24 protein-coding genes and 1 riboswitch are annotated in these 26184 nt (G+C 62.6%); of the genes, 15 read left to right on the top strand and 9 right to left on the bottom strand.

What is annotated here, in order from left to right; all coding sequences use genetic code 11:
* Window positions 1-983: 983 nt before the first annotated feature.
* From C8J43_RS20715 to C8J43_RS20700, 4 genes are read left to right on the top strand one after another with little or no spacing between them, the layout of a single operon-like run.
* Complete coding sequence (locus C8J43_RS20715) at window positions 984-1421, top strand: DUF202 domain-containing protein (RefSeq protein WP_056019268.1); 438 nt, start codon at window positions 984-986, stop codon at window positions 1419-1421.
* 37 nt (window positions 1422-1458) lie between these two features.
* The gene (locus C8J43_RS20710) at window positions 1459-3234 is read left to right on the top strand and encodes an SLC13 family permease (RefSeq protein WP_056019265.1); all 1776 of its coding nucleotides are present in this window, start codon (window positions 1459-1461) and stop codon (window positions 3232-3234) included.
* Window positions 3235-3259: 25 nt separating this feature from the next.
* Complete coding sequence (locus tag C8J43_RS20705; RefSeq protein WP_132833781.1) at window positions 3260-3541, top strand: hypothetical protein; 282 nt, start codon at window positions 3260-3262, stop codon at window positions 3539-3541.
* Between the two features lies 1 nt (window position 3542).
* Window positions 3543-5321, top strand: a complete 1779-nt coding sequence (locus tag C8J43_RS20700) for a chloride channel protein (RefSeq protein WP_082445489.1) — start codon at window positions 3543-3545, stop codon at window positions 5319-5321.
* A gap of 28 nt (window positions 5322-5349) precedes the next feature.
* Here C8J43_RS20700 and C8J43_RS20695 read toward each other — a convergent pair whose 3' ends face one another.
* The 4 genes from C8J43_RS20695 to C8J43_RS20680 form a co-directional block, all read right to left on the bottom strand.
* Window positions 5350-5571: a hypothetical protein gene (locus C8J43_RS20695; RefSeq protein WP_056019259.1), complete on the bottom strand. Its 222-nt coding sequence runs from the start codon at window positions 5569-5571 to the stop codon at window positions 5350-5352.
* A gap of 299 nt (window positions 5572-5870) precedes the next feature.
* A complete protein-coding gene (locus C8J43_RS20690) occupies window positions 5871-7289 on the bottom strand; it encodes a YncE family protein (protein ID WP_133032469.1) in 1419 nt (472 codons plus the stop codon).
* The gene (locus C8J43_RS20685) at window positions 7286-7654 is read right to left on the bottom strand and encodes a DUF305 domain-containing protein (protein WP_132898311.1); all 369 of its coding nucleotides are present in this window, start codon (window positions 7652-7654) and stop codon (window positions 7286-7288) included. The genes C8J43_RS20690 and C8J43_RS20685 overlap by 4 nt, the downstream gene beginning before the upstream one ends.
* A 35-nt stretch (window positions 7655-7689) precedes the next feature.
* Complete coding sequence (locus C8J43_RS20680) at window positions 7690-8169, bottom strand: hypothetical protein (protein ID WP_043150680.1); 480 nt, start codon at window positions 8167-8169, stop codon at window positions 7690-7692.
* Window positions 8170-8413: 244 nt separating this feature from the next.
* Between C8J43_RS20680 and C8J43_RS20675 the strand changes: the two genes are divergently transcribed.
* From C8J43_RS20675 to C8J43_RS20650, 6 genes are all read left to right on the top strand, one after another.
* A complete protein-coding gene (locus C8J43_RS20675; RefSeq protein ID WP_056421035.1) occupies window positions 8414-9583 on the top strand; it encodes a hypothetical protein in 1170 nt (389 codons plus the stop codon).
* Between the two features lie 46 nt (window positions 9584-9629).
* Entirely contained in the window at window positions 9630-10613 is a 984-nt protein-coding gene (locus tag C8J43_RS20670) for a malate dehydrogenase (RefSeq protein WP_056421038.1), read from the top strand.
* A gap of 88 nt (window positions 10614-10701) precedes the next feature.
* Entirely contained in the window at window positions 10702-11574 is an 873-nt protein-coding gene (locus C8J43_RS20665; protein WP_055843145.1) for a LysR family transcriptional regulator, read from the top strand.
* Window positions 11571-12722 (top strand): TDT family transporter, encoded by a 1152-nt coding sequence (locus C8J43_RS20660; protein WP_055843147.1) that lies wholly within the window; start codon window positions 11571-11573, stop codon window positions 12720-12722. The genes C8J43_RS20665 and C8J43_RS20660 overlap by 4 nt, the downstream gene beginning before the upstream one ends.
* 107 nt (window positions 12723-12829) lie before the next feature.
* Window positions 12830-14074 (top strand): molybdopterin-dependent oxidoreductase, encoded by a 1245-nt coding sequence (locus C8J43_RS20655; protein WP_200910428.1) that lies wholly within the window; start codon window positions 12830-12832, stop codon window positions 14072-14074.
* 13 nt (window positions 14075-14087) lie between these two features.
* The gene (locus C8J43_RS20650) at window positions 14088-14564 is read left to right on the top strand and encodes a hypothetical protein (RefSeq protein ID WP_056421040.1); all 477 of its coding nucleotides are present in this window, start codon (window positions 14088-14090) and stop codon (window positions 14562-14564) included.
* Between the two features lie 9 nt (window positions 14565-14573).
* Here C8J43_RS20650 and C8J43_RS20645 read toward each other — a convergent pair whose 3' ends face one another.
* From C8J43_RS20645 to C8J43_RS20635, 3 genes are all read right to left on the bottom strand, one after another.
* Complete coding sequence (locus C8J43_RS20645) at window positions 14574-15938, bottom strand: voltage-gated chloride channel family protein (protein WP_056421043.1); 1365 nt, start codon at window positions 15936-15938, stop codon at window positions 14574-14576.
* A gap of 23 nt (window positions 15939-15961) precedes the next feature.
* A riboswitch (Fluoride riboswitch) is annotated at window positions 15962-16038 on the bottom strand.
* A gap of 241 nt (window positions 16039-16279) precedes the next feature.
* The gene (locus C8J43_RS20640) at window positions 16280-16750 is read right to left on the bottom strand and encodes a DUF202 domain-containing protein (RefSeq protein WP_207893473.1); all 471 of its coding nucleotides are present in this window, start codon (window positions 16748-16750) and stop codon (window positions 16280-16282) included.
* On the bottom strand, window positions 16720-17805 hold the full coding sequence (locus C8J43_RS20635; RefSeq protein ID WP_043150693.1) for a sulfite oxidase: 1086 nt from the start codon (window positions 17803-17805) through the stop codon (window positions 16720-16722). Before C8J43_RS20635 ends, C8J43_RS20640 begins: the two co-directional genes overlap by 31 nt.
* Before the next feature lie 375 nt (window positions 17806-18180).
* On the opposite strand from C8J43_RS20635, the gene C8J43_RS20630 reads away from it, so the two are divergent.
* The gene (locus tag C8J43_RS20630) at window positions 18181-18909 is read left to right on the top strand and encodes a DUF6118 family protein (RefSeq protein ID WP_192143182.1); all 729 of its coding nucleotides are present in this window, start codon (window positions 18181-18183) and stop codon (window positions 18907-18909) included.
* Window positions 18910-18958: 49 nt separating this feature from the next.
* On the opposite strand, the gene C8J43_RS20625 is transcribed toward C8J43_RS20630, so the two are convergent.
* Window positions 18959-19363, bottom strand: coding sequence for a helix-turn-helix domain-containing protein (locus C8J43_RS20625; RefSeq protein WP_235516308.1), 405 nt, complete (start codon window positions 19361-19363; stop codon window positions 18959-18961).
* A gap of 69 nt (window positions 19364-19432) precedes the next feature.
* On the opposite strand from C8J43_RS20625, the gene C8J43_RS20620 reads away from it, so the two are divergent.
* Window positions 19433-20095: a cation transporter gene (locus C8J43_RS20620; RefSeq protein WP_055843156.1), complete on the top strand. Its 663-nt coding sequence runs from the start codon at window positions 19433-19435 to the stop codon at window positions 20093-20095.
* Window positions 20096-20174: 79 nt separating this feature from the next.
* Here C8J43_RS20620 and C8J43_RS22075 read toward each other — a convergent pair whose 3' ends face one another.
* Window positions 20175-20321 carry a hypothetical protein gene (locus C8J43_RS22075; RefSeq protein WP_156349056.1) on the bottom strand — a complete coding sequence of 49 codons (147 nt, stop codon included), beginning with the start codon at window positions 20319-20321 and terminating at the stop codon, window positions 20175-20177.
* Between the two features lie 194 nt (window positions 20322-20515).
* Between C8J43_RS22075 and C8J43_RS20615 the strand changes: the two genes are divergently transcribed.
* Genes C8J43_RS20615 through C8J43_RS20605 form a run of 3 tightly spaced genes read left to right on the top strand, consistent with a single transcriptional unit; the run spans window position 20516 to window position 26184 of the window.
* Window positions 20516-21781, top strand: a complete 1266-nt coding sequence (locus C8J43_RS20615) for a TolC family protein (RefSeq protein WP_133032468.1) — start codon at window positions 20516-20518, stop codon at window positions 21779-21781.
* A gap of 11 nt (window positions 21782-21792) precedes the next feature.
* Window positions 21793-22947, top strand: coding sequence for an efflux RND transporter periplasmic adaptor subunit (locus C8J43_RS20610; RefSeq protein WP_243645710.1), 1155 nt, complete (start codon window positions 21793-21795; stop codon window positions 22945-22947).
* A gap of 3 nt (window positions 22948-22950) precedes the next feature.
* Window positions 22951-26184 carry a CusA/CzcA family heavy metal efflux RND transporter gene (locus C8J43_RS20605; protein ID WP_056677697.1) on the top strand — a complete coding sequence of 1078 codons (3234 nt, stop codon included), beginning with the start codon at window positions 22951-22953 and terminating at the stop codon, window positions 26182-26184.

Here is a 26184-nt window from a genome sequence, read left to right as displayed (position 1 = left end):
CTTAAAAACGGCAGGGCCGTTCACGCCCACACCCGGACGCTCGGGTTAGTAATTCGGAGTCCCGGTAGTAGTCATTCGTTCAGTGGGATTATGGGGAACTTTCCAGACATGAGTTGCAATCGGGGCGCTCGGGATTGGTAAAGCTGTCTAGTTACGGCCAATGGGCAAGCGCGGTAAAATGGATCGCAAAAGCGATTACGCTGATATAATCTGGCATCGGAGGTAAATGCAGAAATGGAAAGTAGCCGTCAGCTGGAGAGCATCGCCCTCGCAATTGCTCCAATGCTAGCGACTTCTGTATCCGAAGTATGGATCGTGGCAGAAGTTCATGACGACTGGATACAGAGGCGCTACGATGTCGTGTGCAACGGTAAGCTTGTTGAGGGGGTGGAAGGTGAGAGAACCATGAACCGATCCGTCAATGATGCTCTATCCGCCCTAAGGCGTGACATGCTTAAAGAGAGTCAGGAAGATTGGCATCATTGCACCTATGTTTTGAGGTCTGACGGAATCTTCAAAATGGAGTTCGATCGTAGCAGACCGCCGAGCGTGTGAATGTAACGATAGATACTCCTGTAAAAGGAGGCAGCGCCACAGAATGTCGGCCATCGCCAGCACCTTCCCGAAAGCCGCCGTTCCGCTTTCCTGCCCAACCCGGACATTCCCGAAATTCGATCCAGACCGTGCGAAAACTCACCGCCGCCCCCGATACAGACGTGATGCTCGAAACATAACGTCGCCAGATATGGCTGCGACGCAAGATAGCCAATCACCTGGCAACCGACACGCAGCTATATTAGTACGCTACATTCGGGGTTGGAGTTTTCGCACGGTCTGGATCGTTTTCGAGAAAGGTTTCGTGCCGCAACCAGCCGGTTTTGACACCTGTGAAGGCGGGGGATCTGCTAACCTCGATAACTTATTCGGCATGATCCTTTTTAACATTCGATGTGCTGAAAGCGTGTGGGTATCGTTGATCATCCATGGCCAACGAACGACTGTCATTGACCCGTGATTTCAACGGCCCATTCGTTCACGGTGCGGACCGGTTGGAGCATAGCGCCAAGCAGCAAGCAGATAGCGCCGATCGGCGCACGGAGCTTGCTGCCGATCGAACAGTCATGGCAGCGGAGCGCACCTACGCAGCCTGGGTCCGTACCGGGCTTGCCGCTCTAGCCGCAGGAATTGGCGCCCGCGCATTGCTTGAGAACATCGTGCCCGGCTGGCTTGCCGGTGCGACCGCAACCGTCCTGATCCTGTTCAGCGGCTTCTGCTTCGTTGCAGCGGTCTGGCGTGAAATGATTCCTATCGCCCCACCGCGGCCCGACACTCAGCGACTGCCGGCTTGGTTGCTGATCTCTGTGAACGGCTTCCTAGCGATTGCCGTCTTGGCGGCACTCGTCGGGATTTGGCTGCAATAACCGGCGTGACTATCGCCATTTTACGGATTCTGCTTGCATGACCACGCCGCAACTTATGTCGATTGGCCTGCTGATTGGCATGATGGGCCTCTTTCTTTGGGGCCGATTTCGCTATGATGTCACGGCCATCATCGCCCTGCTTGCCGGGCTGTCGCTGGGATTGGTGAAGCCCAAAGCGGCATTTACTGGCTTTTCCGATGACATCGTTATCATCGTTGGATCGGCGCTGGTGATCTCATCGGCAATGCAGCGTTCCGGCCTAATCGAGAGCGCGCTCGGGATACTGGCGCGGCGCGTGACACGCGTCCGGTCGCAACTCGTGGTGCTGACTACGGCAGTCGGGGTATCGTCCGGGCTCGTAAAGAACGTCGGTGCCTTGGCTATGCTGATGCCGGCAGCCGTGCAGACGGCGAAGAAATCGGACACTAGCCCCTCGGTGTTCCTGATGCCGATGTCGTTCGCTTCGCTCCTTGGCGGGTTGATGACCCTCGTTGGTACGTCGCCGAATATTATTGTCAGCAGAGTACGAGAGCAGATGACCGGTGAGCCGTTCGGCATGTTCGATTATCTGCCAACGGGGCTGGGCCTGCTTGTGGTCGGCCTCATTTTCCTGCGTTTCGGCTACCGCCTCCTGCCCAGGGAACGCCGCGCAGCGCCGACCATGGGCGAAGCTCTAAACATCACGGACTATGTCACTGAGGCGACCATCCAAGACGGATCGCCCGCTGTCGGCGAAACGGTTGAGTCCTTCATCGACCGTCATGATAATGAGGTGACGATCGCCAATGTTGTCCGTGACGATGTGCGCACGAGCATTACGGCCGAGTTCCTTCTGGCTGCCGGCGACACGCTGATCTTGGGCGGTGACCCGGATACGCTTGAGCGTGTCATTGCGGGTGACCACCTAGCACTTGCCGGACAGCATCGTGACCTACCGGAAGGCAGCGAAGATGATGAGGTTGGCGTCATTGAGGCGGTCATCACCACCGGCTCCGTGTTGGTCCGCCAGTCCGCTGGACGACTGCGGCTTCAGCAACGCTATGGCGTCAATCTCATCGCGGTATCGCGCGCCGGCAAACGGCTGACCAAGCAGCTCAGCGAGACCGTCTTGCGCGCCGGCGATGTCATTGTTCTTCAAGGACCCCTCACACTCTTGCCGGAACGCATGCGTGACCTCGGTACGCTGCCGCTGGCAGAGCGTGCCCTGCGTCTGGGAAGTTCGAAGCGTCGCTTCCTACCACTTATCATCCTCGCGGTGGCGATGACCGTAACCGCGACCGGCTATGTGCCTGTGGCCGTCGCCTTCTTCGCCGCTGCCGGTCTAATGATGGCGACCGGAGCGCTACCGCTGCGAGATGCCTATGATGGCGTCGAATGGCCAATTCTCATCATGCTGGGCGCGCTCATTCCGGTCAGTGAAACCCTGCGCACCACCGGCGCGTCGGATGTACTCGCGACCTCGCTTGCCCATCTGGCGGCCTCCTTGCCGCCATGGGGCGCGGTCGCCCTGATCCTCGTAGCGGCGATGGCTGTGACGCCGTTTCTCAACAATGCCGCGACGGTCTTGGTGATGGCGCCAATCGCGGCGGTGTTCGCGCATGACCTCGGATATCGCCCCGAAGCCTTCCTCATCGGGACCGCTATCGGGGCAGGATGCGATTTCCTGACGCCGATTGGGCATCAGTGTAACACCTTGGTTTTTGGTCCTGGGGGCTACCGCTTCAGCGATTACGCCCGGCTGGGCGCACCACTATCGGTTCTGGTGGTCTTGGTTGGTACGCCTCTAGTGATGTGGACTTGGCCACTGCACTGATCGCCGGGTACTGTTGATGGGCAGCATGGCCAAGCCGCAGGCGTTCGAAGATACTGAATGGCGTCCGTGGCGAGGAAGCGTACCGGGCGGCTCGGAAGGTTGTGGCACCGCAGATGTAGCAGGCGTAGGCGGCTTCATGCGTTTTTTCCACTCGCGGGCAGCCATGCCCGTTCTCATCGTCCTACTGCTTGCAACAATCACGGCAGCTGGACTGGCGACGTCTTGGACGCTGTCGATTGTGATGTGGCTTTCGAGCGCCGTTCTCGCCGCAGCCCTGTTTGCAACCTTGATGCAGGACGCCGACTGACATGGCTTCAGCGCCACTGATCGATAGCGCAGCTAGTCCACCTGGATCTGGTCGGGTGGCGCCATCGTGGCTCCGTAAAGCTTTTCGATCCAGCGAAGCTGCACTCATCGTGCTGGCCATCATGATCGGCAGTGCAGCCGGATTGCTCAGTGTCGTCCAGGGTACGCTCGCACAGGCGATGCAGCATCTGCTTTATGCCTTGTCGCCGGATGAAAGGCTGAGTGCGGCCACGACGATCCCTTACCTTGCTCTACTTGCCCTGCCGGCTGGTGGAGCCGTCCTCGCACTCTTCTCTTGGGTTACTCATGCTCGCCGGCGCCGGATGGTCGACGCTGTAGAGGCGAACGCCCTTCATGGTGGTCGCATGTCATGGTCCGACAGCCTCGTTATCTCCGGGCAAACGATCCTTTCCAACGGCTTCGGTGCGTCTGTGGGGCTTGAGGCGGCGTATGCGCAGTTGGGAGGGCTCGTCGCCTCGCTCAGCGGCAACTGGTTTGCGTTACGCAGGTCCGATCTGCGCATCTTGGTCGGCGCCGGAACGGGCGCCGCCATCGCAGGTGCATTCGGGGCTCCATTAGCTGGGGCCTTCTATGCCTTTGAGATCGTAATCGGGGCCTATACGATATCAGCGCTGGCACCTGTCGCTGCGGCGTGCCTGGCGAGTGTCCTTGTGGCGCAGGCGTTTGGTGCTCAACCGTATCTGGTTGCGGCTAATGCAGGCGAACAGATCGAGACGTTCCACTACCTTCTCTACGCCGGTCTTGGGGCCTGTGCCGCTGGCGCTGGTATACTGCTGATGCGGGCTGTTGCGGAGATGGAAGCAGCTACACGCAAACTGCCGATACCCTCGATTTGCCGGCCGATATTGGGCGGTCTTCTGCTCATCCCTCTGGCGATGCTCACGCCGCAAATTCTCTCTGCTGGTCACGGCGCCCTCCACCTCAATCTTGAAGCCGAGGTATCGCTGCGCTTCCTCGCCGCCATCTTCGTCGTCAAGTGCGCGGCCTCCATCATCTCACTTGGCTTTGGCTTCCGCGGTGGCCTGTTCTTCGCATCCTTGTTCTTGGGCAGCCTGCTGGGTCACCTGTTTGCTGGTTCACTCGAATGGATTGTCGGATCGCCTGTGATCGACCCGCACAATGCGGCCCTGGTGGGGATGGCCGCATTAGCGGTCGCCGTAGTTGGCGGGCCGATGACGATGGCGATGCTAGTCCTTGAGGCGACCCACGACTTCTCCCTTGCCGGCGCGGCCATTGCAGCATCGCTGGTCTCGTCCACCATCGTCCGCGAGCTGTTCGGCTATTCCTTTTCTACGTGGCGCCTGCATCTCCGGGGCGAAACCATCAAAAGCGCCCGCGATGTCGGCTGGGTCAGAACGCTTACAGCGGGCAAGATGATGCGACGTGTCGAAAGGGCTACGCCGTGCAACACGACGATCGCCGAGTTTCGTCGGGCGTTTCCGCTTGGTTCCACAAGTCGGGTCCTACTAGTCGATGACCACGAAAATTATGGCGGTATCGTACAGACTGCCAGTGCATTTGCCGAAGAGGTCGATCAGAAGGCACCGATCGGGTCGCTGGCGATCCACACGGGTCTCGCCCTTACGCCGGATTCAGACATCAGAAGCGTCATGACTACGTTCGATACCGAAGGTGCGGACGAACTGGCGGTAGTTGGAAGCGACGGGGCAGTTCTCGGCATCCTCTCCGAGAGCTATGCGCGACGCCGCTACGCAGAGGAATTGGACAAGGCGCAACGTGAGTTGTTTGGAGAAAGCTGACCAGCCGGCACGCAGCAAACGCTTCGTCCTACCGGTCTCGCTTAAGCCGGGCTTCGATTTTGACCCAGAACATGCCGCATCGCAGACCCATTCCGGCGAGTTGGGCGCCATGTACTGACATCAGCTCCGCACCGCGGCGAAACTGTTCAACCGGCACGGATATGGCGACGAACAGCCCGGCGTAGAGCAGCTGCGACATGATCGAGTGGATCACGACGGCGACCCCCAGCACTATCAGGCGGGCAGGCACGGAAGGCCGATGCGGCGCCGGATCGGGGCCTGTAATGAGCTAGGCGTAAAGGCATCCTGCTGCGACGAAATGGAAGTGCACCAGGTAGTGGAGCGCACCTGCCCTCTCTAAAGCAGCCAGTCCGCTTTCCTTCCCATTGTCGGCATTCAGCGGCCCGATATGTAGAAAACCCAGTCGTAATCACCATTGTGCGACAAACAAGTGCTTTCCGACACTCTCGAGACGTCGTGTCGACCTAGCCCAGCGTCATGCCGAATATACCGGACACGGACAGCGGGGCGCAGGTTTCACCGGAATCCTCATTTTTGCACCTGAACGACAGCGCCCGGCATCATCGGGTCGCCCGGAGCAATGACGAGGTAACGGCGCATGTCGCCTTTCGCGTCGCTGACGATCTGGCGGAGCGGTCCGAGCGTGTTTACTATCGCGCCGCCCGCCGGATTGGTCATGAACTTCGCCAGAGGCTGGATCACGCCGCTGCCGTCAGCGTGGGAGGATAATCCAAGGACATAGGGCATCTTTGGGCTGAGGCCCGCAACCGCCGCCTGCAAAATCTGGACCTGGCCTTGATCGAACAGCGTGACCTGGCTGCGCCCAGTCCCGGATAGAGTCAGCTGGATCTTCATGCCGGCCTGCGCGAGCGGCACCAGGTTTGCACGGCCATCGCCTACCGGCACCGCGCCGGGAACATATGCCACGCCTTGCGGCCCCTGACCGATTGGAATCGTCGCGATGACGGTGTTGCTTGCTGTGTCGATCGCCGCGACCGCATCGGCGTTCTCCAGCCCGACATACATCCGCGTGCCGTCGCCCGACGGCCATAGGCCGTGCGGGAGCGCGCCGACCGGGATGCTCGCCACCTGCACGAAGTCAGTGGTGCGGAACACCTTCACGACATTCTCGGTGCCGACCGTCACAAAGGCGAACTGGCCATTCTTATTGCGGGCGATATTGACGTGGTTGGTGATCGCGCCGGTATCGAACGTCTTGAGCACTGCGAAGGGTGGCTTGGCGTCGAACACCATGACCTTGCCGACGTCCTTGAGCGTCAACCAGACCTGCTTACCGTCGGGCGTCGCGGCGATGTCAGGGCAGAACGGGCTCGCCTGCTTGACGCGACCGACGATCTTCTTCGAGGCGGTGTCGATCACAACTGTCTCGGGCGAGAAGCTCGAACAGACGTAACCGTATTTCCCGTTTGGCGAAAAGATCGTCATGCCGGGGCCATTAGGAACGGGGATGCGCGTGGTCGGCGCGAAGGTCTTGCCGTCGAGCACCTGGATATAATCCTCGCCGCGCACCGCGACCCAGACTTCGCGACCGTCGGGGCGGAAAAACGCCTCATGCGGCGAGCGCCCGACATAGGTCGTGTGCTTCACGGCATTGGTCGCGGTATCGATGAACGTCACCGAGTTCGAACCGATCGAGATCGCCGCCAGCGTCTTACGATCGGGCGAGAAGCCCATGCCGTGGACAAGCAGCTGCCCCTTGTAGAGCGGGCTGAGGTTGGCGGGGGTCTGGTCGCCGAGCTTGATGACGCCGAGCAGCGTGTTGGTTGATGGGTCGATCACCGACACGGTGTTGGAGAACTGGTCCGACGTGTAGAACCGGTCCTGCGCGCTGACAGGGATGTCGGGGGTCGCATTGGGCACTTGCTGGGCAAACGCAGGGCCTGAAAAGCACAAGGCGGTGCAGGCGGTTAGGGTGAAACGCTTCATGGACGGTCTCCGTGATGGGGGTGACCAGTCGCGGTCGGTCCGGTGTGACGTGACAACGCGCCGCCTTCGGATAGGATGCCCTGCATCACCGCGATTTCCTGACGCTGTTCGACGATGATCCCTTGCGCAAGCCGGCGCAGGCGTTCGTCCTTGCCGTAACGCAGCTCGATCTCAGCCATGTCGATCGCACCTTGATGATGCGGGATCATCATCCTTGCGAAGTCGCGATCGGGATCGTTTGAATAGCCAGTCATCATCGCGCCGTGCATCCGCGTCATCGCCGCATCCATCGCGGACGCGAAGCCGTCCGTTTGCGCGATAGCAGCGGTCGATACGGACAAGCCTATCGCCATCAGCAAGGTCATGCGTGATCTCATCGTCCTGTCCCTAGTTTTCCTGTTTACGACACGCGAGCGATGATGCCGATAATCGTTGCTAGCACGGCCATGCAGGCCGGGAGAAAGAGCATCTGTATAGCCGCTTCGCGCCCTGTGATCGTGCCCGTCAAGATATCGACCGGGCCCTTGATGAACTCCGAGAACGAACGGAGGGGTTCGCCGGGGGCGGGAGTATCGCTGAGTACGATGCCGCCAGCAATCAGACCGAAATACAGGATCATGAAGACCGACACGACCGTCAGGACGAGCGCCGTAGCTGCATCACGTGCGAAGAAGGTCCAGAAAGTCAGCAACATTGCTGCATACACGCCGACGAGCAAGCCCAACGTGGCAGGATGGACGCCGCGCGATGCGATGCCTGGAGCCGTTCTTTCCAGCTCGTCATAATTGCCTGCATCCGGCACGATTGCGAGATGTCGACGCACAGGCTTAGGAGCAACGAGTGTCTCGGTAGCGAGATCGTAGATCGGCTGTGTTGCCATGAGGAAGTCTCCGCGCGTCTCGATGAATGCCGAGCGTGACAGGATAGATGATTGCGGCGGGGCGGTCGGTCCAACGCATAACCACGGTCATTCCAATCATTTAACAGGAACGGTCGGCGATCTATAATCGCGTTTTCGTATTGAAATCATCGCGACCATGCGTTGGACGCGAGGGACATATCGGTCGATCTAGCGGCATCGGACCGGCACGATCACCCGCCGGGTCCGTGATAAGGATCAAACGATGAAAGCTGCGATCGTTCTGGTTGCCGCGATGTTGGCCTCCGTAGCGCCAGTCCCGGCGATCGCTCAGGCCTATTGGGCTGCACCTGCGGCGGACGACTTTCCCTACGATATCAAGGCGGTTCAGGCACCGTGGTCGAAGGCTGATATCGACCTCAGCCATCATGACCGGATCTATGTGTCTGACCCTACATCGACGAAGATCGTTGTCATCGATCCTGCAGCGGGCAACGAACTGGGACGGATCGACCTCGCCAAAAGCGCGATAGCTGAGCCCAGCTTTTCCAGCCCCAAAGTCCAGCACCTGGCTGCAACGCGTGACGGGCGGACCCTGGCGGTATCGGCATTAGCGCAGCACAGTGTGACGCTCGTAGATCTGGCCACGAACACGGAACGAGGCCGGACCGTGTTCCAGACGTCGCCTACCGCCGTCGCGTTTACGCCCAATGGGCACGAACTCTGGGTTTCGCTCGGCGATGAACATGCCATCGCGGTCGTGGATCCTAAGACAGCGCGGGAGATCACCCGCGTACCAGCAAGTGGCGGAGCGGGCGCGACCATCCTGTCGCCAAACGGACGCTATGCCTTTGTATCGCTTACTGAAAGGCCGTCCATCCTGGTTGTCGACGTCGAGCATCGGCGCGTCGTCGGACACGTTGCCAGCAACGGTGCAGGTGCGGGAGCAATCGCGGTCTCGCCAGATGGCAAACAGATCTGGGCAACACGCCGCGAGAGCGGCACGACCACGGTCTTTGCTGCCAAACCGCCGTTTGCGGTACGCGAAGTGATAAACACTGGTCCAGCAACGGGCGCGGTCAACTTCGCCCAGCGCGCAGACGATTCCTTTGCCTATGTCAGCGTTGGCGGCGATCAACCTGCAATCAAGGTCTATAGAACTGACAGCCTGGAGGCTGTGGCAACCGTCCCGCTACAAGCGGCTCCGAGTGCGGTTTGGCCGTCGGGCGATGGTACGAGGATCTATGCCAGCCTGGCCGGAACCAACAAGGTCGCTGGGATCGACACGCTGACGTACACCACCGCGTCGACGATCCCGATCAGTACGGATGCGCAAAGCCTGATCTACGTTCCTGGTGCCGTGCGATCAGGAAAAGGTCTCGCCAATCTGGTGCCATCCGGGCGCGATGCGGCGCTTGCCCTGGCGGCGCGTTGATCGGTCTTACACCGTCTGTAATCTTCCAACGAAAGCCCTTTCCAAAATGACCAAGCCCCCCGTCAGGATCGCGATCAGCGGTGCCGCAGGACAAATTTGCTATTCGCTGCTCTTCCGGGTCGCGCAGGGTGACGTGTTCGGACCGGACCAGCCCGTTATCCTTCAACTGCTCGACGTGCCGCAGGCGATGGACGCAGTACGCGGCGTGGTCATGGAACTGGAGGATTGCGCGTTCCCGCTGCTGGCAGATGTGATCATTACTGATGATCCGATGGTGGCTTTCAAGGACATCGATGCGGCCATGCTGGTCGGGTCTCGTCCCCGCTCGAAGGGCATGGAGCGCCGTGATTTGCTCGCTGCCAACGCAGCGATCTTCAAGACGCAGGGCGCAGCGCTGGACGCAGTGGCCAAACGCGACGCCAAGATCCTGGTCGTCGGCAATCCCGCCAACACAAATGCCTGGATCCTTGCGCAAAGCGCACCGGGTTTTCCTGCCGAAAACATCACGTCGATGATCCGCCTCGATCACAACCGCGCGCAAGGACAGCTTGCGGCCAAGGCGGGTGTCGGTGTCGATGCGATTACGAAGCTCGTCGTCTGGGGAAACCATTCGCCAACGATGTTTGCCGACTGGGGGAATGCCGAACTCGATGGCCAAAAGCTTGCCGACCGTATCGGAGACGAGCCTTGGTACCGCGAAACGTTGATCCCCACCGTTGCGCAGCGCGGAACCGCGATCATCGAAGCACGGGGTGCGTCCTCGGCCGCGTCGGCCGCAAATGCAGCGATCGACCATCTGCGCGACTGGGTGCACGGCGCAGGCGATAATTGGGTGTCGATGGGCGTGGTGTCAGATGGCTCCTACGGTATCCCGCAAGGACTGGTGTGCGGCGTGCCGGTGCACTGCATGAGCGGTGGGTATGCGCTTATCGAAGGCCTTACCTTCGATCCGTTCCAGCGATCGATGCTCGATCGCACGATTGCCGAACTGGTCGATGAACGTGAGGCGGTTATCGACATTCTGAAATGACCAATCGGTATATCTGATTGGAATGACCGTAATCTTTGGTTGGTTCGATTGATCTCCTTTCCCTATCATTGGGGCAAGGAGATCGGGCATGACCCTCGAACAACTCAGGATTTTCGTCGGTGTCGCAGAGCGCGAGCACATGACGCGCGCTGCCGAAGCGCTCAATGTGACGCAGTCGGCCGCAAGCGCTGCCATCGCCGCGCTAGAAGCTCGGCACGGCGTGCCGCTGTTCCACCGGGTCGGCCGCGGGATCGAACTGTCCGAAGCGGGCCGCATGTTTCTGATCGACGCGCGCGCCGTCCTTGGCCGTGCGGCGAGCGCGGAACTTGCACTGGCCGAATATGCCGGGCTGGAGCGCGGCACACTGCGGCTGGTCGCAAGCCAGACGATCGCGGGCTATTGGCTGCCCCGCCAGCTAGCGGCGTTCCATGCGCGCTACCCCGCGATCACGATCGAACTGGCGATCGACAACACGGAAGGGGCCGCGGCGCGCGTGCTCGACGGCGCAGTCGAGCTCGGCTTCGTCGAAGGTGTGATCGACGAGCCCGCGCTCGCGCATTGGACGGTCGCGAACGACCGCATGGTGCTGGTTAGCAACCGCGCTGCCGACACGATCGACGAGGACTGGATCCGCGCCGCGCGCTGGATTATCCGCGAGCAGGGATCGGGCACGCGCTCGTCGTTCGAGGAGGTGTTGCGCCAGCGCGGCGTCGATCCGTCGGACCTCACCACCGCGCTGACCCTGCCGTCGAACGAGGCGGTCCGCAGCGCGGTCGAGGCTGGCGCAGGCGTCGCGGTCCTGTCGCAGCATGTCGTCGCACCTGCAATCGCGGCCGGAACGTTGCACGATCTGCCGCTCGGTCTGCCGCGGCGTCCGTTCTACGCGCTGAGGCACAAAGAGCGCTATCGTACCCGGGCGGCCGATGCGCTGACCGATCTCATCAAGGAGACTGGCAAGTGACCGCCGATTTGAAACCCGTTCTCGATGGCCTGAAGCCGCTCAGCCGGCTCGACTCTCCACGCGAGATGATCCGGCAGTTCACCCCCAACTGGTTCGCCGCGACGATGGGCACCGGCATCCTCGCGCTGGCCTTGCCGCAGGTTCCGGGGGTCGGCGCATCGCTGCACCCGGTCGGCGAGGCACTGTGGTATTTCAACATCGCGCTCTTCACGCTGTTCGCCGGGCTCTACACCGCGCGCTGGACCATGTTCGGGCACGAGGCGCGGCGGATCTTCGGGCACAACACCGTATCGATGTTCATCGGTACGATCCCGATGGGCCTCGCGACGATCATCAACGGGTTCCTGGCGTTCGGCCTGCCGCGGTTCGGCGCCGGCGTGATCCCGATCGCCGAGACATTGTGGTGGATCGACGTCGCGATGTCGCTCGCCTGCGGTGTAGCGATCCCCTACCTCATGTTTACCCGGCACGAACATTCGCTCGACGGCATGACCGCGGTGTGGCTCCTGCCAGTGGTCGCGGCCGAGGTCGCAGGCGCGAGCGGAGGCCTGCTCGCACCGCATCTGGCGGACGCCCATCATCAGTTCGTTGTGCTGGCGACCTCCTATGTCCTGTGGGCCTATTCGGTGCCGGTCGCGTTCGGCATTCTTGCGATCCTGATCCTGCGGATGGCTCTCCACAAGCTGCCGCACGAGAGCATGGCCGCCTCGAGCTGGCTCGCGCTCGGTCCGATCGGCACCGGTGCGCTCGGGATGCTGGTGCTCGGTAGCGACGCGCCCGCGATCCTCGCCGCCAACGGCCTCGGCCAGATCGGCGCAGTGGCGCAAGGAATCGGCACGATCGCCGGGCTGTTGCTCTGGGGCTTCGGCCTGTGGTGGCTGGCGCTCGCGACGCTGATCACGATCCGCTACTGGCGCGCGGGCATTCCGTTCAACCTTGGGTGGTGGGGCTATACCTTCCCGCTCGGCGTCTACACGGTCGCGACCTTCAAGCTCAGCACGACGCTCCAGCTCGGCTTTTTCGGGATCGTCGGCACCGTCCTCACGATCGCACTCGCCGCGATGTGGCTGCTGGTCGGCGCCAAGACGGTCGCAGGCGGCTGGCGCGGAAACCTGTTCGTGTCGCCCTGCATCGCCCAAGCCAATTAAAGGGCCGAACTGATCGTCCTGCCGGATCGAACCGGCGCATCCGATCGACCCGTACCGGGCAGACCGGCGGACAGGTCGCGCATACAGATCATGACAGAAACGGGAGAATGTTGGTGGACAGCCTGGATATGAAACTGGCGCAGGAGACGAACCGCCGTCGCTTTCTCGCAGAGGCTGCGATCGGCAGCGGCGCGCTGATCGCCGCACCCGCGCTGGCGCAGAGCATGGTCGACCTGCATCTGCCGGGTGGCCCATCGGAACGGCCGATGACCAGTGCGTTCCCCGGCAAGGGCAGCATGATCCTCCAGCGGATCCACCCGCCGCTGCTGGAAACGCCGATGAGCGTGTTCAATGGCGACGTCTTTACGCCGAACGACCAGTTCTTCGTCCGCTGGCACTGGGCCGACATTCCGACCGCGATCGATGTCGAGGCATTCCGGATCAAGGTGCACGGCGCGGTCACGCGGCCGCTGTCGATCTCGCTCGCGCAACTGCTGAAGCTGCCGCGCGTCGAGCTGGCGGCAATCAACCAATGCTCGGGTAATTCGCGTGCGCTGTTCCAGCCGCCCGTCGCGGGCGCGCAGTGGCGCCACGGGGCCATGGGCAACGCCAAATGGCTAGGCGTGCGCCTGCGCGACGTGCTCGACATCGCCGGCGTAAAGCCGGGCGCGGTCGCGGTACGGTTCGGTGCGCTCGACCAGCCGGTGGTTGCGGGCGCACCGGATTTCGCCAAGTCGCTGTCGATCGACCACGCACGCGACGGCGAAGTGATGCTGGCGTTCGGAATGAACGGCGAGCAGATGCCGCTCCTCAACGGCTTCCCGGTCCGGCTGATCGTACCCGGCTGGTATTCGACCTATTGGGTCAAGATGCTGAACGACATCGAGGTGCTCGCCGCACCCGACGACGGTTACTGGATGGCCAAGGCTTACAAAATCCCTGACACTCCAGGCGCGAACGTGCGGCCTGGCCAGAAGGATTTCCCGGCCGTCCCGATCAACAGGATGATCCCGCGCAGTTGGGTCACGAGCCTCGACGAAGGGCAGGCGATCGCGTTCGACCGGTCGATCCCGCTGGGCGGCATTGCGATGGGAGGCGACTGCGGCGTCGCCAAGGTCGACGTGTCGACCGACAACGGCAAGAGCTGGTACAAGACAACGCTCGGCCCCGATCACGGCAAATACAGTTTCCGCCGCTGGGATGCGCAGGTGCCGCTCAGCCATGCGGGCCCGACCAGGCTGATGTCGCGCTGCTGGAACACCGCCGGCGTTGCGCAGCCGATGACACCGATCTGGAACCCGGGCGGGTTCATGCGCGGCAACATTGAAACCACCAACATCGTCGTCGGCTGAGGAGCGCTCCCCCATGAAAACGCCTTCCATCGGCACGCTGTCGTTCGGGTTCGTCGGCGCGACCGTCGTTCTGCTTCTTGCGATCGGTGCCCCGAACAGCCGCATCGCCCCGCCGCCTGCCGCCCCGACCGCACCACCGCCGCCAAGCGTTTCGGCGCGCGGCTTCTCGCTGGCGTCCACCTCGGTCGATCTCCCGACCGACGAAGGGCAATATCCCGCCGGCCCGCATGCCGACGTCATCAATGCGAACTGCACCTCGTGTCATTCGGCGAGCATGGCGCTGAACCAGCCGCCACTCTCCTCCGATCAGTGGACCGCGGAGGTCACCAAGATGCGCGAGGTCTATAAGGCGCCTGTGGCCCAGGCCGACGTACCGGCGATCGTCGCTTATCTGACTGCCATGAGCGCAAAGCAGCCGGGCGCCGCGAAGGGCAAGGCGCAAGACCCCGATCCGAAGGCTTCGCCCGACGTATCGGGGGGATCAGGCTAAGCCATCAACTCACGACACGCGGTTCTGGGCGCGAAGTGCTGTGCGGCGTGTACGTGTCTCGCGCAGTGTTGCATTGGGCGCGAGGCCGTTCGCGGGCACCTTGGGTATCGCAACGCGCTGCGACAGGTAGATGCCGTTGTGGCCCGAGCAGAGATAGGCCACGAAACAGGCGACGGCGATCGGCACCGCATAGCCGGCGCCAAACAGTTCAATCCCCATGAAGGTGCAGGCGAGCGGGGTATTGGCAGCCCCGGCAAAGACCGCGACAAAGCCGATCGCGGCGAACAGGCCCGTCGGCACGCCCAAGAAAGGCGCCAGCGCGTTACCGAGCGCTGCGCCGATGAAGAACAACGGCGTGACTTCACCGCCTTTGAAACCTGCGCCGAGCGTGACGACGGTAAACAGGAGCTTGATCGCCCAACTCCACGGATGCGTGTCCGGTCCGAAGAAGCTGGCGATGGTAAGGCTGTCGTGCCTCGCTGCCAGGACACCCAGGCCCAGATAGTCGCGCGTGCCGAACAGGAAGACGAGTGAGATAACGAAGACCCCGCCGATCACTGGACGTAGCGGACCATAGGGAACGATCCGCTTGAGCCATCCCCCGACCAGGTGGTTGGCTTCGGCGAAGGCCAGACCGACCAGTCCGAATATGATCCCCGCAACACCTGCCTTCGTCACGAGCAGCGCATCGACCGGTATCGACGCGCCGATCGGGTAGACGCCGTGATGGATACCCCAGGCGAGGCACGTCCAATCGCCGACTAGCGCTGCAACGAGGCAAGGCACTAGCGCGGAGTATTCGACGCGGCCGATCGCCAGCACTTCGAGCGCGAAGACCGCGCCTGCGATCGGCGTGCCGAAGACCGCGCCGAACCCGGCTGCGATCCCCGTCATCAACAGGATGCGCGTGCCGCCCGCATCGAGGTGGAGCGCGCGGCCGAAACCGCTGGCAAGGCTTCCGCCTAATTGGACTGCGGTGCCTTCACGTCCGGCCGAGCCACCGAAAAGATGCGTCACCACTGTGCCGAAGAAGATGAGCGGCGCCATCCGCAGCGGCACACCGCCGCCCGGCTCGTGGATCTGCTCGACGATCAGGTTGTTGCCGCCCTCCACCGAGCGCCCGGTGAGATGGTAGAGCAATCCGACCACGAACCCGCCCACCGGCAGCAGATAGAGCAGCCAGGGCGATGCGAACCGCAGTCGCGTAACGGTATCAAGACTCAACAGGAACGCCGCACATAGCGTCCCGACGAGTGCCGCCATGGGCAGCAAGATCAGCGCCCAGCGCAGGACAGAGATCGCATGGTCGTGACGATCGCGCATGAATGCCGCGACGTTCAGCGTGCCGACGAGATTGCGAAAGGTAGCGCGCACAATTCCTCCTTGCTGCCCGAAGGCGCCAAGTAGGAATCATCAGCTCTTATCAGAGCGGTTCGGCCAAATTGCCCGGCAGAAATCCATTGCCAAAGTCGATCTATGAGACGTTTGCCCCAACCGTCAATGGGCATGTTGGTCGGGCAAATGCTCGGACCGGCCGGTCGTTAGCGTCTATCTGAGCCCGTTATATGTACCGACTCCGGTTACGTTGCATGCGGGACCAATCGGTTTCGGCCCGCGCGTCGTTCTCGAGCTGCGTCGCAAGGAGCTATACCGCACGAAAGCCGCCGATGCGCTGCTGGAGCTGATCGGCTCGCAGCGCGGTTGGCGTCGCTGCGCTACGAGCGTGCCGTCCAGATGCCGACGAGCGCGGCCAGCGACACGAGCATGAGAAACCCGTTCATCACCACGAGCAACGCCGCGGGCAGGCGCTTTATGTCCGGTCGTGGCGGCGGGGCGCCGGCACCCATCTCTCGCCACACCGCGGCGACGAAGCAAAAGGCGCTGAACAGGATCAGCATCGTCCCGGTCGCCGTCGCCAGCCACGGGAACACGACGTCCTTGAGCAGCGCGCGCGCGCCGATCCCGGAAGCGAGCGCCGCCAGGCCGGTACGCACCCAGGCGGCATAGGTGCGTTCGCCGGCGAGGATTGTGCGGTCTGCAGCAAGCTCCGTGCGACGATCAGCGCTGTCCACCTGCTGGACTGCGCTGTCCTTTAGCGAGCTCGCGCTCTCCGCGAGCTTCGCATGGGCCCGATCGGCGTTGTGCGGCGCGTCCATCAGCCAGCGGTGACGGTGATGCGATGCCAAGCCGTCGAGAGATAGCCGGCGAAGTTCCAGATCGCTTCGGGCCGTTCGGGCTGCATCTGCCCGGCACCGTCGACGGCGCGCACGACCAGGACGTGGAGCCCGGGCGAGAGATCGACCGTGACGTGCCACTGCGTCCAGCTCCAGGGTGAATCCGGTTGGCTGGTCAGTTCCGCCTGCAGCCAGTCGGTGCCGTCATTGACGGAGACCTCGACGCGCGAGACCGCTCGGCCGAAGGCGACCGCATAGCCCGCGATTTCGCATGCGCCGGCGCCGATATGCGCGCCGTCCACGGGGGCGCAGATCGCAGCGTTGAGCGGCATCTCCTCGATCGTCAGGCCCCGGTCCCAATCCGCGTCCTCCTTCGCTACCGACGCCGGAAAGAGCTTGTAGTCCTTGGCCTGGATCGGCGCATCGGACGGGCGATCGCGCACCTCGATGCGCGTCAGCCACTTGGCGCTACGAACGCCCGCATAGCCCGGCACGACGAGCCGCAGCGGTGCGCCATGTTCGGGGGCCAGCACCTCGCCGTTCATGCCCCAGGCGATGAGCACGTCCGGCTCTAGCGCCTTGGCGATCGAGATCGAGGCACCGAACGGCGCCGTCTCACCATCGACATCCACGTCGTCGGCCCCCGTAGTGCCGACGAACGACGCGCCATCTTGGATGCCGGCCGCGGCGAGTACGTCGCACAGTGCGACGCCGGTCCAAGCCGCATTGCCGATCGCGCCCACGTCCCAGGGATCGCCCGAAGTCTTTTCCACGTCTTGAAGATGTGCCCGACGATTGCCGGCGCACTGCATGGTCGCGGTCACTGTCCGGGTCGCAAATGCCGTTTGAAGTTCGGCGACCGTGTAGGAGCGCGGGCGGTCGACCAAGCCGTCCAGCGCTATACGATGATCGTCGGCCAGCTCCGGCGTAGGTCCGTGACTGCGGATGTAGAAATTCGCCTGCGGCGTCAGGAAGGACGTGATCAGTTTATCCGGAGGCGTTTCCGCATTGAGCGGCTCCGGACAGCGGAGGATCAGATTCTGTTCGGCGCGATCGGATGCGGTCATGCAAGCGGCCTACCATGATGAAATCAATAGCGAAATCGATCGTTTTGCTAGGCGATGTCACCCAGACTCTTTCGATAGCTTATCCCTTTCTAGACGGCGGTGGAGCGATCACTATGCCGTCGCGCGAAGGCGCCGAGCGCCAGACAGCCTTTCCCGTAGATCGTCGCGATGTGGCTGGACTTGCTACGACGGCTTTGTCCCAAAAGTCGTCGCTAGGTACTAGGGATGACGGAAAACCCTGTCGCCATCGCAGATGCGCGACAAACGGGTGTTTTCGGACACCCAAGCAGACCTGTCGGCGCTTAGCGTATATCTGGGTCCATTCTATGTACCGACCCCGGTTTGTGGTTTCATGCAGTAAAGGGGAAGAAGTGCATGAGTGACGATCACGAACCGGACGCCGCAGCGGAGGCGTTTGAAGGTGTCCGCGGTGAGCTTGCGCTGTTGCGCCGCGCCGTCGAGCGGCTGTCCGCGGAGCGCGCCGAGGTGCCGGAGATACCCGATTACAGCGAGACGCTGGGGAAAATGGCGAAGGCGCTCAACGCGACCATGCAAAATGTCGGCGTGCTGGCGAAAACGGCCGAGGACAATGTCGCGCCGCGCTATGTCGCCGACCGGATCGTCGCGGCTGGCGGCCATGCCCGCGACGAGGATCGGCGCATGATCGCGACCGCCGGTGAGAAGATGGACAAGGCGACGACCGCTTTGCACGGTATCGGCGGTTCTGCCCGCCGTGCGGACGAGCAGCGCCGTACCTTGTGGCAGGTCGGTGCGGGAGCGTGCCTGGGCGGGGCGCTGCTATGGACGATCGTGCCGGGGATCATCGCGCGCGAGCTCCCGGGGAAGTGGCAGGTGCCCGAGTGGATGGCAGCGCGCACGCTTGACCTACCGAAATGGGAAGCCGGGCAGCGCCTCATGCGAGCTGCTGGGCCGGATGCTTTCGCCAACATCGCGGCAGCCGATCGGATCATCACCGCAAATCGCAAGGCTGTGCAAGCCTGCTACAAGATAGCTGTGAGGACTAAGAAGACGGTGCGCTGTACCATCGAGATCAGTCGGGATGACGTGGCGGCAAGAAGTGCGATCGTCAGCTCCACGGATTGAAGTGCCCAAGCGGTGCAAGCCGATCATTCCACCGGACAGCAGCGATGCGCTATGCGGAAGGGGCAAGTGCTTCGATGATCCGGCAGTCGGCGACGGTGTTGCGGCTACAGGAATCTATTAGCGCGTCGAGTTCACCAGCAAGCGCGGTGAGGTCTGCAATTTTGCGTCTAATCGCGTCGCGGTGTTGGTTGGCAACGACATCGACGGCGATGCAGGACTGATCGCGCCGATCGGCAAGCCCCATAAGCTCGCGCACCTGATCGATTGAAAAGCCAAGATCACGCGCGCGACGGATGAAGGACAGGCGGCGTAGATGCGCGCCCTCATAGGTCCGATAGTTCCCCGCCGATCGCTCAGGAGCCGGCAGCAAGCCAATCTGCTCATAGTAGCGGATCGTCTCGACTTTCGTGCCGGTCGCACCAGCCAGTTTTCCGATCGTCAGTTTCTCAGACACAGCGCTTGACCCTCTAGCGACTAGAGGGTGCATATAGGCTGTCAGATCGATTCTATCGAGGTGGCGAATATGGCCTGCACAAGCTGCGCGTCCGACAAGGCGGACACTCTCAACGACCCTAAGTGGCGGCGCGCGCTATGGATTGCGCTCGCCATCAATGGCGGCATGTTCGTTATCGAGATCGTTGCCGGCATCACGGGTGGATCGAAGGCGCTGCAAGCCGACGCGCTCGACTTTTTTGGGGATACTGCGAACTACGCAATCAGCCTTGGCGTTGCCGGAATGGCGATAGCCTGGCGCGCACGCGCTGCGATGTTGAAGGGGGCGACGCTTGCTTTGCTAGGCGTCTATGTCTTGTTCGCGGCGGGATGGGGGGCGCTCCACGAAGCAACGCCCCATGCCGAAATTATGGGCGTGGTCGGCATCGCCGCGTTGATCGCGAACCTTGTAGTCGCGGTCATGCTGTACCGCTTTCGAAGCGGTGATGCGAACATGCGGTCAGTGTGGATTTGCTCGCGTAACGACGCGATTGGCAACATCGCCGTCGTACTGGCCGCAGGCGGAGTGTTCGGCCTCAACAGCGCGTGGCCTGATCTCGCCGTCGCCACCTTGATGGCTGTGTTGGGAATATCGGGCGGTGTTCAGATCATGCGGCAGGCACGCGCCGAAATGCGTAGCGAGCCCTCACCCGCCCCCGCTACTTACCAGCAGTCGTTACATGGCAGTCGGTAAGCTGCTAAGGCGCGGGCCGATGCACCGCCTCTCCGCCCTGTTCCTCAGTTTCATGCTCGTGCTTATGCTCGGGCTTGGATCAGTCGCGCATGCGACCGAAGGCGTGACGTGCGTTGATACCACAGCGGTCAGCTCCCTCGATCATTGCGACGGCGATGCCGACCAAGTGCCGGCAGACGCCGACAAGGCTTATCCTCACCATCATGGTGGTTGCCACGGCCATCATGTCGGCGTGCCGATCGCGTCCGATTCAACCGGACCAGCCAGCAGCGTTCGTATGACTGCATCGATGTGGCGCAATGCGCCCAAGGCCCCGGTAGCGTCGGACCCAGCCCTACGTCCTCCCCAAGCCTGACCAACGCCTAATTCCGCCGGGAAAGCCCGTGCGGATGCCCAAGGTTCGTCAGGAGTCCGTTACCCATGCACCGTTTTATTGCGGCCTTATTGGCCGTGGCGTCGTGCGCGTCGATCGCACAGGCGCAGTCAGCCGATCCAACATCGACCAGTCCCCCGCTCACCCTTGAGCAGGCGCTTTCGCTTGCCGGAGCCAGCGCCCCCAGCCTTGAGGCTGCCACGGCTGGCGTCCGGGCAGCACAAGCAGGCCGCACGGTTGCCGGCTACCGCCCGAACCCGTCGATCGTCGCCGAGACCGAGAACATTGCCGGCAGCGGCCAATATCGCGGTCTTCGAAGCGCCGAGACAACGGCAGGTCTGGCACTACCGATCGAGTTGGGTGGCAAACGATCGGCACGGATCGCTGTCGCAGATGCGATTGGTAATCGAGCGAGGATAGGCACGGCGTTGGCCGAGGCTGATCTACGGCTTGCCATCACGCAGCTCTACATCGAGGCGACCGCAGCGGAACGCCGACTGGTGACCGCGCGCGAGCAGGCCGGTATCGCCCGCGAAGCATCGCGCGCAGCCGGCGTCCGCGTTCAAGCGGGGCGAGCATCACCGCTCGAACAGCAGCGCGCCGATGTATTGCGGATCAACGTGGAGACGGCTGTGGAGCGCGCAGAGCGGCTTGCCGAGGTCGCCCGAAGCAATCTTGCCCGACGGATCGGCCAACCCCTCACGGGACCGTTGGACTTGGTGTGGTTCGGCCGTGTCGAGGGCTTTGGTCCAGCGCGGCCGATCGAGACCGCCGGGACGCTGGCATTGGCGGCGACACGCGCGGACGTGACAACGGCAGAGGCACAGGTGCGGCTTGCTAGGTCGCAGCGCATTCCCGACGTGACACTCAGCGCCAGCGCACGACGGCTTGAGGCTACGAACGACGTGGCAGCGGTGTTCGGGCTGTCGATCCCGTTCCCACTGTTCAACAACGGCAAGGCGGCAGTGGCGCAGGCGCGGGCGCAGACTGATCAGGCGCAGGCGCTACGTCGCGCGGCCGAGCTGGATACCGCGCAGGATATCGCAAGCGCACAGGCGAACGTCGCGAATGCCGCGACGACCGCTCGCAACGCCAGCGGGCCGGCATTGGCGTCGGCAAGCGAAGCCGCTCGGATCGCCCGGATCGGCTACCGGGAGGGCAAGTTCGGTCAGCTCGATTTGCTCGATGCCGAACGTACCCTGTCCGAAACACGAACCGCCGCGATCGATGCGCTCGCCACCTATCACGACGCCAAGGCACGCCTCGAACGGCTCGTTGCCGCAGCGCCCTCGACCGAGGAAACCAATCAATGACGAAGACCATCATGCGGGCGCTCGCGCCTGTGACCCTGGCTGTCCTCCTTGCCGGATGCGGCGGGGGTGGCAACGGCGAGGCCGGTGAGAAAGCCGGAGCCGAGAAGACCGAAGGTGCCGAGGCCAGCGAAGCCAAGGAGGGTCCAAAGGATATCGTCACCCTGTCCGCGCAGCAGATTGCGGATGCCGGGATAGAGGTTACGCGTCCTACAGTAGGCGGCGTGGCCGGAGCGATCGAGCTATCGGCAACGATCGAGGGCGATCCTCAGGGTGTGCAGGTTGTGTCCACCTCCGTAGGCGGTCGGCTCGTTTCCCTCACCAGCAATCTCGGGCAGTCAGTCAGCCGGGGAGACCCGCTGGCTATCATCGAAAGCCGGGAAGCGGCATCACTGAAAGCGGAGGTAGAAGCCGCGCGCGCGCGTTCCGCACTCGCCCAATCAAACCTTCGCCGCGAACAGCGCCTGTTCGCTGAACGTGTTTCGCCAGAGCAGGATCTGGTCGCAGCGCGGACGGCAGCGACGGAGGCCAGCATTGCCCTTCGCCTCGCGCAGCAGCAATTGTCAGCGACGGGCAGCGGAGGCGGCGCGCTCAACCGCATCGCGGTTCGCTCGCCGATCGCCGGCCAGGTCATCGCGAGATCCGCTACACTCGGGCAGGCGGTCGCGGCCGATGCAGAGCTGTTCCGCGTCGCCAACCTGTCGAAGGTCACTGTAACCACCTCACTCGTCCCCACCGATGCCGGTCGGGTGAAACCCGGCGTGCGTGTCGAAGTGACGGCACCGGGGCGGCGTCAGGAGGGGCGCGTCACGTTCGTATCCCCCATTCTGGACGAGACGACCCGATTGGTGCCGGTGATCGCTACCCTCGACAACGCCGGCAGCACATGGCGCGTCGGCGAAACGGTCAACGTATCGATCCTCGTTCCTGCGACCGGGGACCGCACCGTCGCCGTGCCATCGGCCGCAGTGCAGATGATCGAGGACAAGTCGTTCGTGTTCGTCCGCACTGCGACAGGATTCCGGGCAATTCCCGTGACGCTTGGTCGCACCAACGGCGGGCAAGTCACCGTAACGGCAGGCCTTACCGGCTCGGAGCGCATCGCTTCCACCAACAGCTTCACGCTCAAGGCCGAACTCGGCAAGGGTGCAGGCGGGGATGAGGACTGAGCCATGATCGGTCGCATCGTCACCCTCTCCGTCGAGAAGCGCTGGCTCGTCCTGCTTCTCACCATCGCGGCTGCATTGCTCGGGATTGGCGCGCTGCGTCAGCTTCCGATCGACGCCGTACCCGACATCACCAATAACCAGGTGCAGATCAATGTCGTTGCTCCTGCCCTCTCCCCCGATCAGATCGAGAAGCAGGTTGCGTTCACGGTCGAAACCGCGCTCGCGGGCATTCCTGGCCTTGAATATACCCGCTCGCTAAGTCGCAATGGCTTTGCCCAGATCACAGCGGTTTTCGGTGAAAAGACCGATATCTACTTTGCGCGAGCGCAGGTCGCGGAACGTCTGCGAACCGCTGAGGAAGACCTTCCCGAAGGTGTGAACCCCGAGATGGGGCCGATCGCTACGGGCCTCGGCGATATCTTCATGTGGACGGTCGAATATCGCGAGCTGGACCAAGTTCACCACCGCAACGGCGAACCCGGCTTGCAGCGCGATGCCAGCTATATCACCCCCGAGGGGGATCACCTTGTCAGCGACGCCGACAAGGCGACCTATCTGCGCACCGTACAGGATTGGATCGTCACGCCGCAGCTCAAAAGCACGGCCGGGCTTGCTGGCGTCGACTCCCTTGGTGGCTACACCAAGGAATATCTCGTTATTCCGGACATACAGCGCATGGCGGCAATGCGGCTAACGCTTCAGGATCTCACCACCGCCCTTCAGCGCAGCAATACCAGCGCGGGCGCTGGCGTGGTCAACCGCAACGGAGAAGGGCTGGCGGTTCGATCGGATGGGCGTGTTCGCAACGCCGACGAGCTGGCACGTACCGTCGTTGCCACCCGCGAGAGCGTTCCGATCCTGCTTAACCAGATCGCGACCGTTCGCACCGGGCAGGCGCTACGCATGGGATCGGCGTCAGAAAACGGCCATGAAGTTGTCGTCGGCACCGCGGTTATGCGGATCGGGGAGAATAGCCGCACGGTATCGACCGGCGTTGCCGAACGGCTGACGCAGATCGGCCGCTCTTTGCCGGTCGATGTTGTCGTGAAGCCGGTCATGAACCGGACCGAGCTGGTGAACTCCACAATTTCGACGGTTGCCCGCAACCTCGCCGAAGGTGCGGTGCTGGTAATCGTCGTTCTGTTTGCGCTGCTTGGCAATTTCCGCGCGGCGCTGATCGCGGCCTGCGTCATTCCGATCACGATGCTGCTGACCAGCATCGGCATGTTGGAGGCGGGCGTTTCCGCAAATCTGATGAGCCTTGGTGCGCTCGACTTTGGTCTGATCGTAGATGGCGCGGTCATTATTGTGGAGAACGCATTACGGCGTTTGGGCGAGGCGCAGCATGGTCGTGATGACGTGCTGACCATCGAGCAACGTCTCGGGATTGTCGCGGCGTCGGCGCGCGAGATGATCCGGCCATCGGTGTACGGGCAGGCTATCATCATCCTTGTCTATGCGCCGTTGCTCACCTTCACGGGTGTCGAAGGCAAGATGTTCGAGCCGATGGCGCTCACGGTCATCATCGCTCTGGTGTTCGCCTTCATCCTATCGCTGACCTTCATACCGGCAGCGATTGCGATCTGTCTCAGCAAGCGGGTCGAGGAGAAGGAAAGCCGCGTCGTCACCTTCCTCCGGAAACGTTATGAGCCGGGACTTGATGCGGCAATGCGCCGACCCACCCTCACCATCGGCGTCGCGATCGGTGCGCTGGCACTCGCCGGGGCCGCTTTTACGACATTGGGGCAGGAGTTCTTGCCGCAGCTCGATGAGGGCAACATCCTCGTGCAGGCGGTCCGCATCCCGGGCACATCGGTCGATCAGAGCCAGGCGATGCAATTCCAGGTGGAAAAGGCACTCGCCAAGGCCCCTGAGGTCCGCTTCGCCTTCTCGCGCACCGGCACGTCCGAAATCGCATCGGACCCGATGCCGCCTAACGCGACCGACACCTTCGTCATCCTGAAGCCGAAGAAGGAGTGGCCCGACCCCGGCCTGTCCAAGGAAGAGCTGGTCGAGCGGCTGGAAAAGCGGCTCTCCACTCTGCCCGGCAACGCCTATGAGATCACTCAGCCGATCCAGATGCGGTTCAACGAGCTGATTGCAGGCGTGCGCGGCGACATCGCGATCAAGGTCTTTGGCGACGACTTTGGCGAGATGAACGCGACCGCAGATCGGATAGCCGGCATCCTTCGAAAGACGCGGGGTGCAGCAGACGTGCGGGTTGAACAAACCGAAGGCTTGCCGATGCTCGATATCCGGCCGAACCGCACTGCCATGTCCCGCGTCGGGGTGACGGCGGGTGACGTGCAGGACACGGTTGCCGCAGCCATTGGCGGCCGACAGGCTGGCGTGATCTTTGAAGGCGATCGTCGCTTCCCCGTCGTGATCCGGATGGCCGAAAGCTCACGATCCGATCTGACGGCGGTTGCTCAGGTGCCGGTGCCGACCGGCAGTGGCGGCTTCGTACCGCTATCGACAGTGGCGGATATCGCCGTGGTCGATGGTCCCAACCAGATCAGCCGCGAGAACGGCAAGCGGCGTGTCGTGGTGCAGGCCAACGTGCGCGATCGAGACGTGGCCGGTGTCGTGGCTGATGCCCGGTCAGCCATCGACGCTCAGGTGAAATTGCCGCCTGGCACGTATCTCGAATGGGGCGGTCAGTTCGAGAACCTGGCATCTGCCCGCGATAGGCTTAGCGTTGTGGTGCCGATCTGCTTCGTGGTCATCATGTTCCTGCTCTACGGCGCGCTTGGCTCCGTCAGGGATGCGTTGATCGTGTTTACCGGCGTTCCGCTGGCGCTGGTCGGAGGCATCCTTGCGCTGGTGCTAAGAGGCATGCCGTTCTCCATTTCAGCGGCAGTCGGCTTCATCGCGCTATCAGGTGTCGCGGTTCTCAACGGGCTGGTCATGGTGTCGTCCATCCATGATCTGATGCGGCAAGGCATGGGTCGTGCGGTAGCGGCGCATCAAGGCGCTCTGGCGCGGCTCCGGCCAGTTGCGATGACGGCGCTCGTTGCGTCGCTTGGCTTCGTGCCGATGGCACTTGGTCATGGTGCTGGAGCCGAGGTGCAAAAGCCGCTGGCGACCGTCGTCATTGGTGGCCTGATATCCGCAACCTTGCTCACCTTGTTCGTGCTGCCGACGCTCTACGCTCGTTTCGGACGGCGCGAGCTGCCAGCCCCATCAGGGGGACACATCGAACTGCCGCCTTTGAGTCATGACAGCGTGAGGGCTTAA

Origin of the sequence: Sphingomonas sp. PP-CE-1G-424, assembly GCF_004341085.1 — a bacterium.
Lineage (GTDB): Bacteria > Pseudomonadota > Alphaproteobacteria > Sphingomonadales > Sphingomonadaceae > Sphingomonas.
Note: the sequence above shows the minus strand (reverse complement) of the source record. Positions and strands in the feature narration are given on the sequence as shown.

Bases quoted from the DNA above. Each gene is read 5' to 3' on its own strand.
- C8J43_RS20605 (WP_056677697.1), top strand. From the start codon at position 22,951: ATGATCGGTCGCATCGTCACCCTCTCCGTCGAGAAGCGCTGGCTCGTC.
- C8J43_RS20650 (WP_056421040.1), top strand. From the start codon at position 14,088: ATGAAAACGCCTTCCATCGGCACGCTGTCGTTCGGGTTCGTCGGCGCG.
- C8J43_RS20675 (WP_056421035.1), top strand. From the start codon at position 8,414: ATGAAAGCTGCGATCGTTCTGGTTGCCGCGATGTTGGCCTCCGTAGCG.
- C8J43_RS20670 (WP_056421038.1), top strand. From the start codon at position 9,630: ATGACCAAGCCCCCCGTCAGGATCGCGATCAGCGGTGCCGCAGGACAA.
- C8J43_RS20665 (WP_055843145.1), top strand. From the start codon at position 10,702: ATGACCCTCGAACAACTCAGGATTTTCGTCGGTGTCGCAGAGCGCGAG.
- C8J43_RS20635 (WP_043150693.1), bottom strand. From the start codon at position 17,805: ATGACCGCATCCGATCGCGCCGAACAGAATCTGATCCTCCGCTGTCCG.
- C8J43_RS22075 (WP_156349056.1), bottom strand. From the start codon at position 20,321: ATGATGGCCGTGGCAACCACCATGATGGTGAGGATAAGCCTTGTCGGC.
- C8J43_RS20700 (WP_082445489.1), top strand. From the start codon at position 3,543: ATGGCTTCAGCGCCACTGATCGATAGCGCAGCTAGTCCACCTGGATCT.
- C8J43_RS20680 (WP_043150680.1), bottom strand. From the start codon at position 8,169: ATGGCAACACAGCCGATCTACGATCTCGCTACCGAGACACTCGTTGCT.
- C8J43_RS20685 (WP_132898311.1), bottom strand. From the start codon at position 7,654: ATGACCTTGCTGATGGCGATAGGCTTGTCCGTATCGACCGCTGCTATC.
- C8J43_RS20610 (WP_243645710.1), top strand. From the start codon at position 21,793: ATGCGGGCGCTCGCGCCTGTGACCCTGGCTGTCCTCCTTGCCGGATGC.
- C8J43_RS20655 (WP_200910428.1), top strand. From the start codon at position 12,830: ATGTTGGTGGACAGCCTGGATATGAAACTGGCGCAGGAGACGAACCGC.
- C8J43_RS20715 (WP_056019268.1), top strand. From the start codon at position 984: ATGGCCAACGAACGACTGTCATTGACCCGTGATTTCAACGGCCCATTC.
- C8J43_RS20705 (WP_132833781.1), top strand. From the start codon at position 3,260: ATGGCCAAGCCGCAGGCGTTCGAAGATACTGAATGGCGTCCGTGGCGA.
- C8J43_RS20620 (WP_055843156.1), top strand. From the start codon at position 19,433: ATGGCCTGCACAAGCTGCGCGTCCGACAAGGCGGACACTCTCAACGAC.
- C8J43_RS20710 (WP_056019265.1), top strand. From the start codon at position 1,459: ATGACCACGCCGCAACTTATGTCGATTGGCCTGCTGATTGGCATGATG.
- C8J43_RS20630 (WP_192143182.1), top strand. From the start codon at position 18,181: ATGAGTGACGATCACGAACCGGACGCCGCAGCGGAGGCGTTTGAAGGT.
- C8J43_RS20690 (WP_133032469.1), bottom strand. From the start codon at position 7,289: ATGAAGCGTTTCACCCTAACCGCCTGCACCGCCTTGTGCTTTTCAGGC.
- C8J43_RS20615 (WP_133032468.1), top strand. From the start codon at position 20,516: ATGCACCGTTTTATTGCGGCCTTATTGGCCGTGGCGTCGTGCGCGTCG.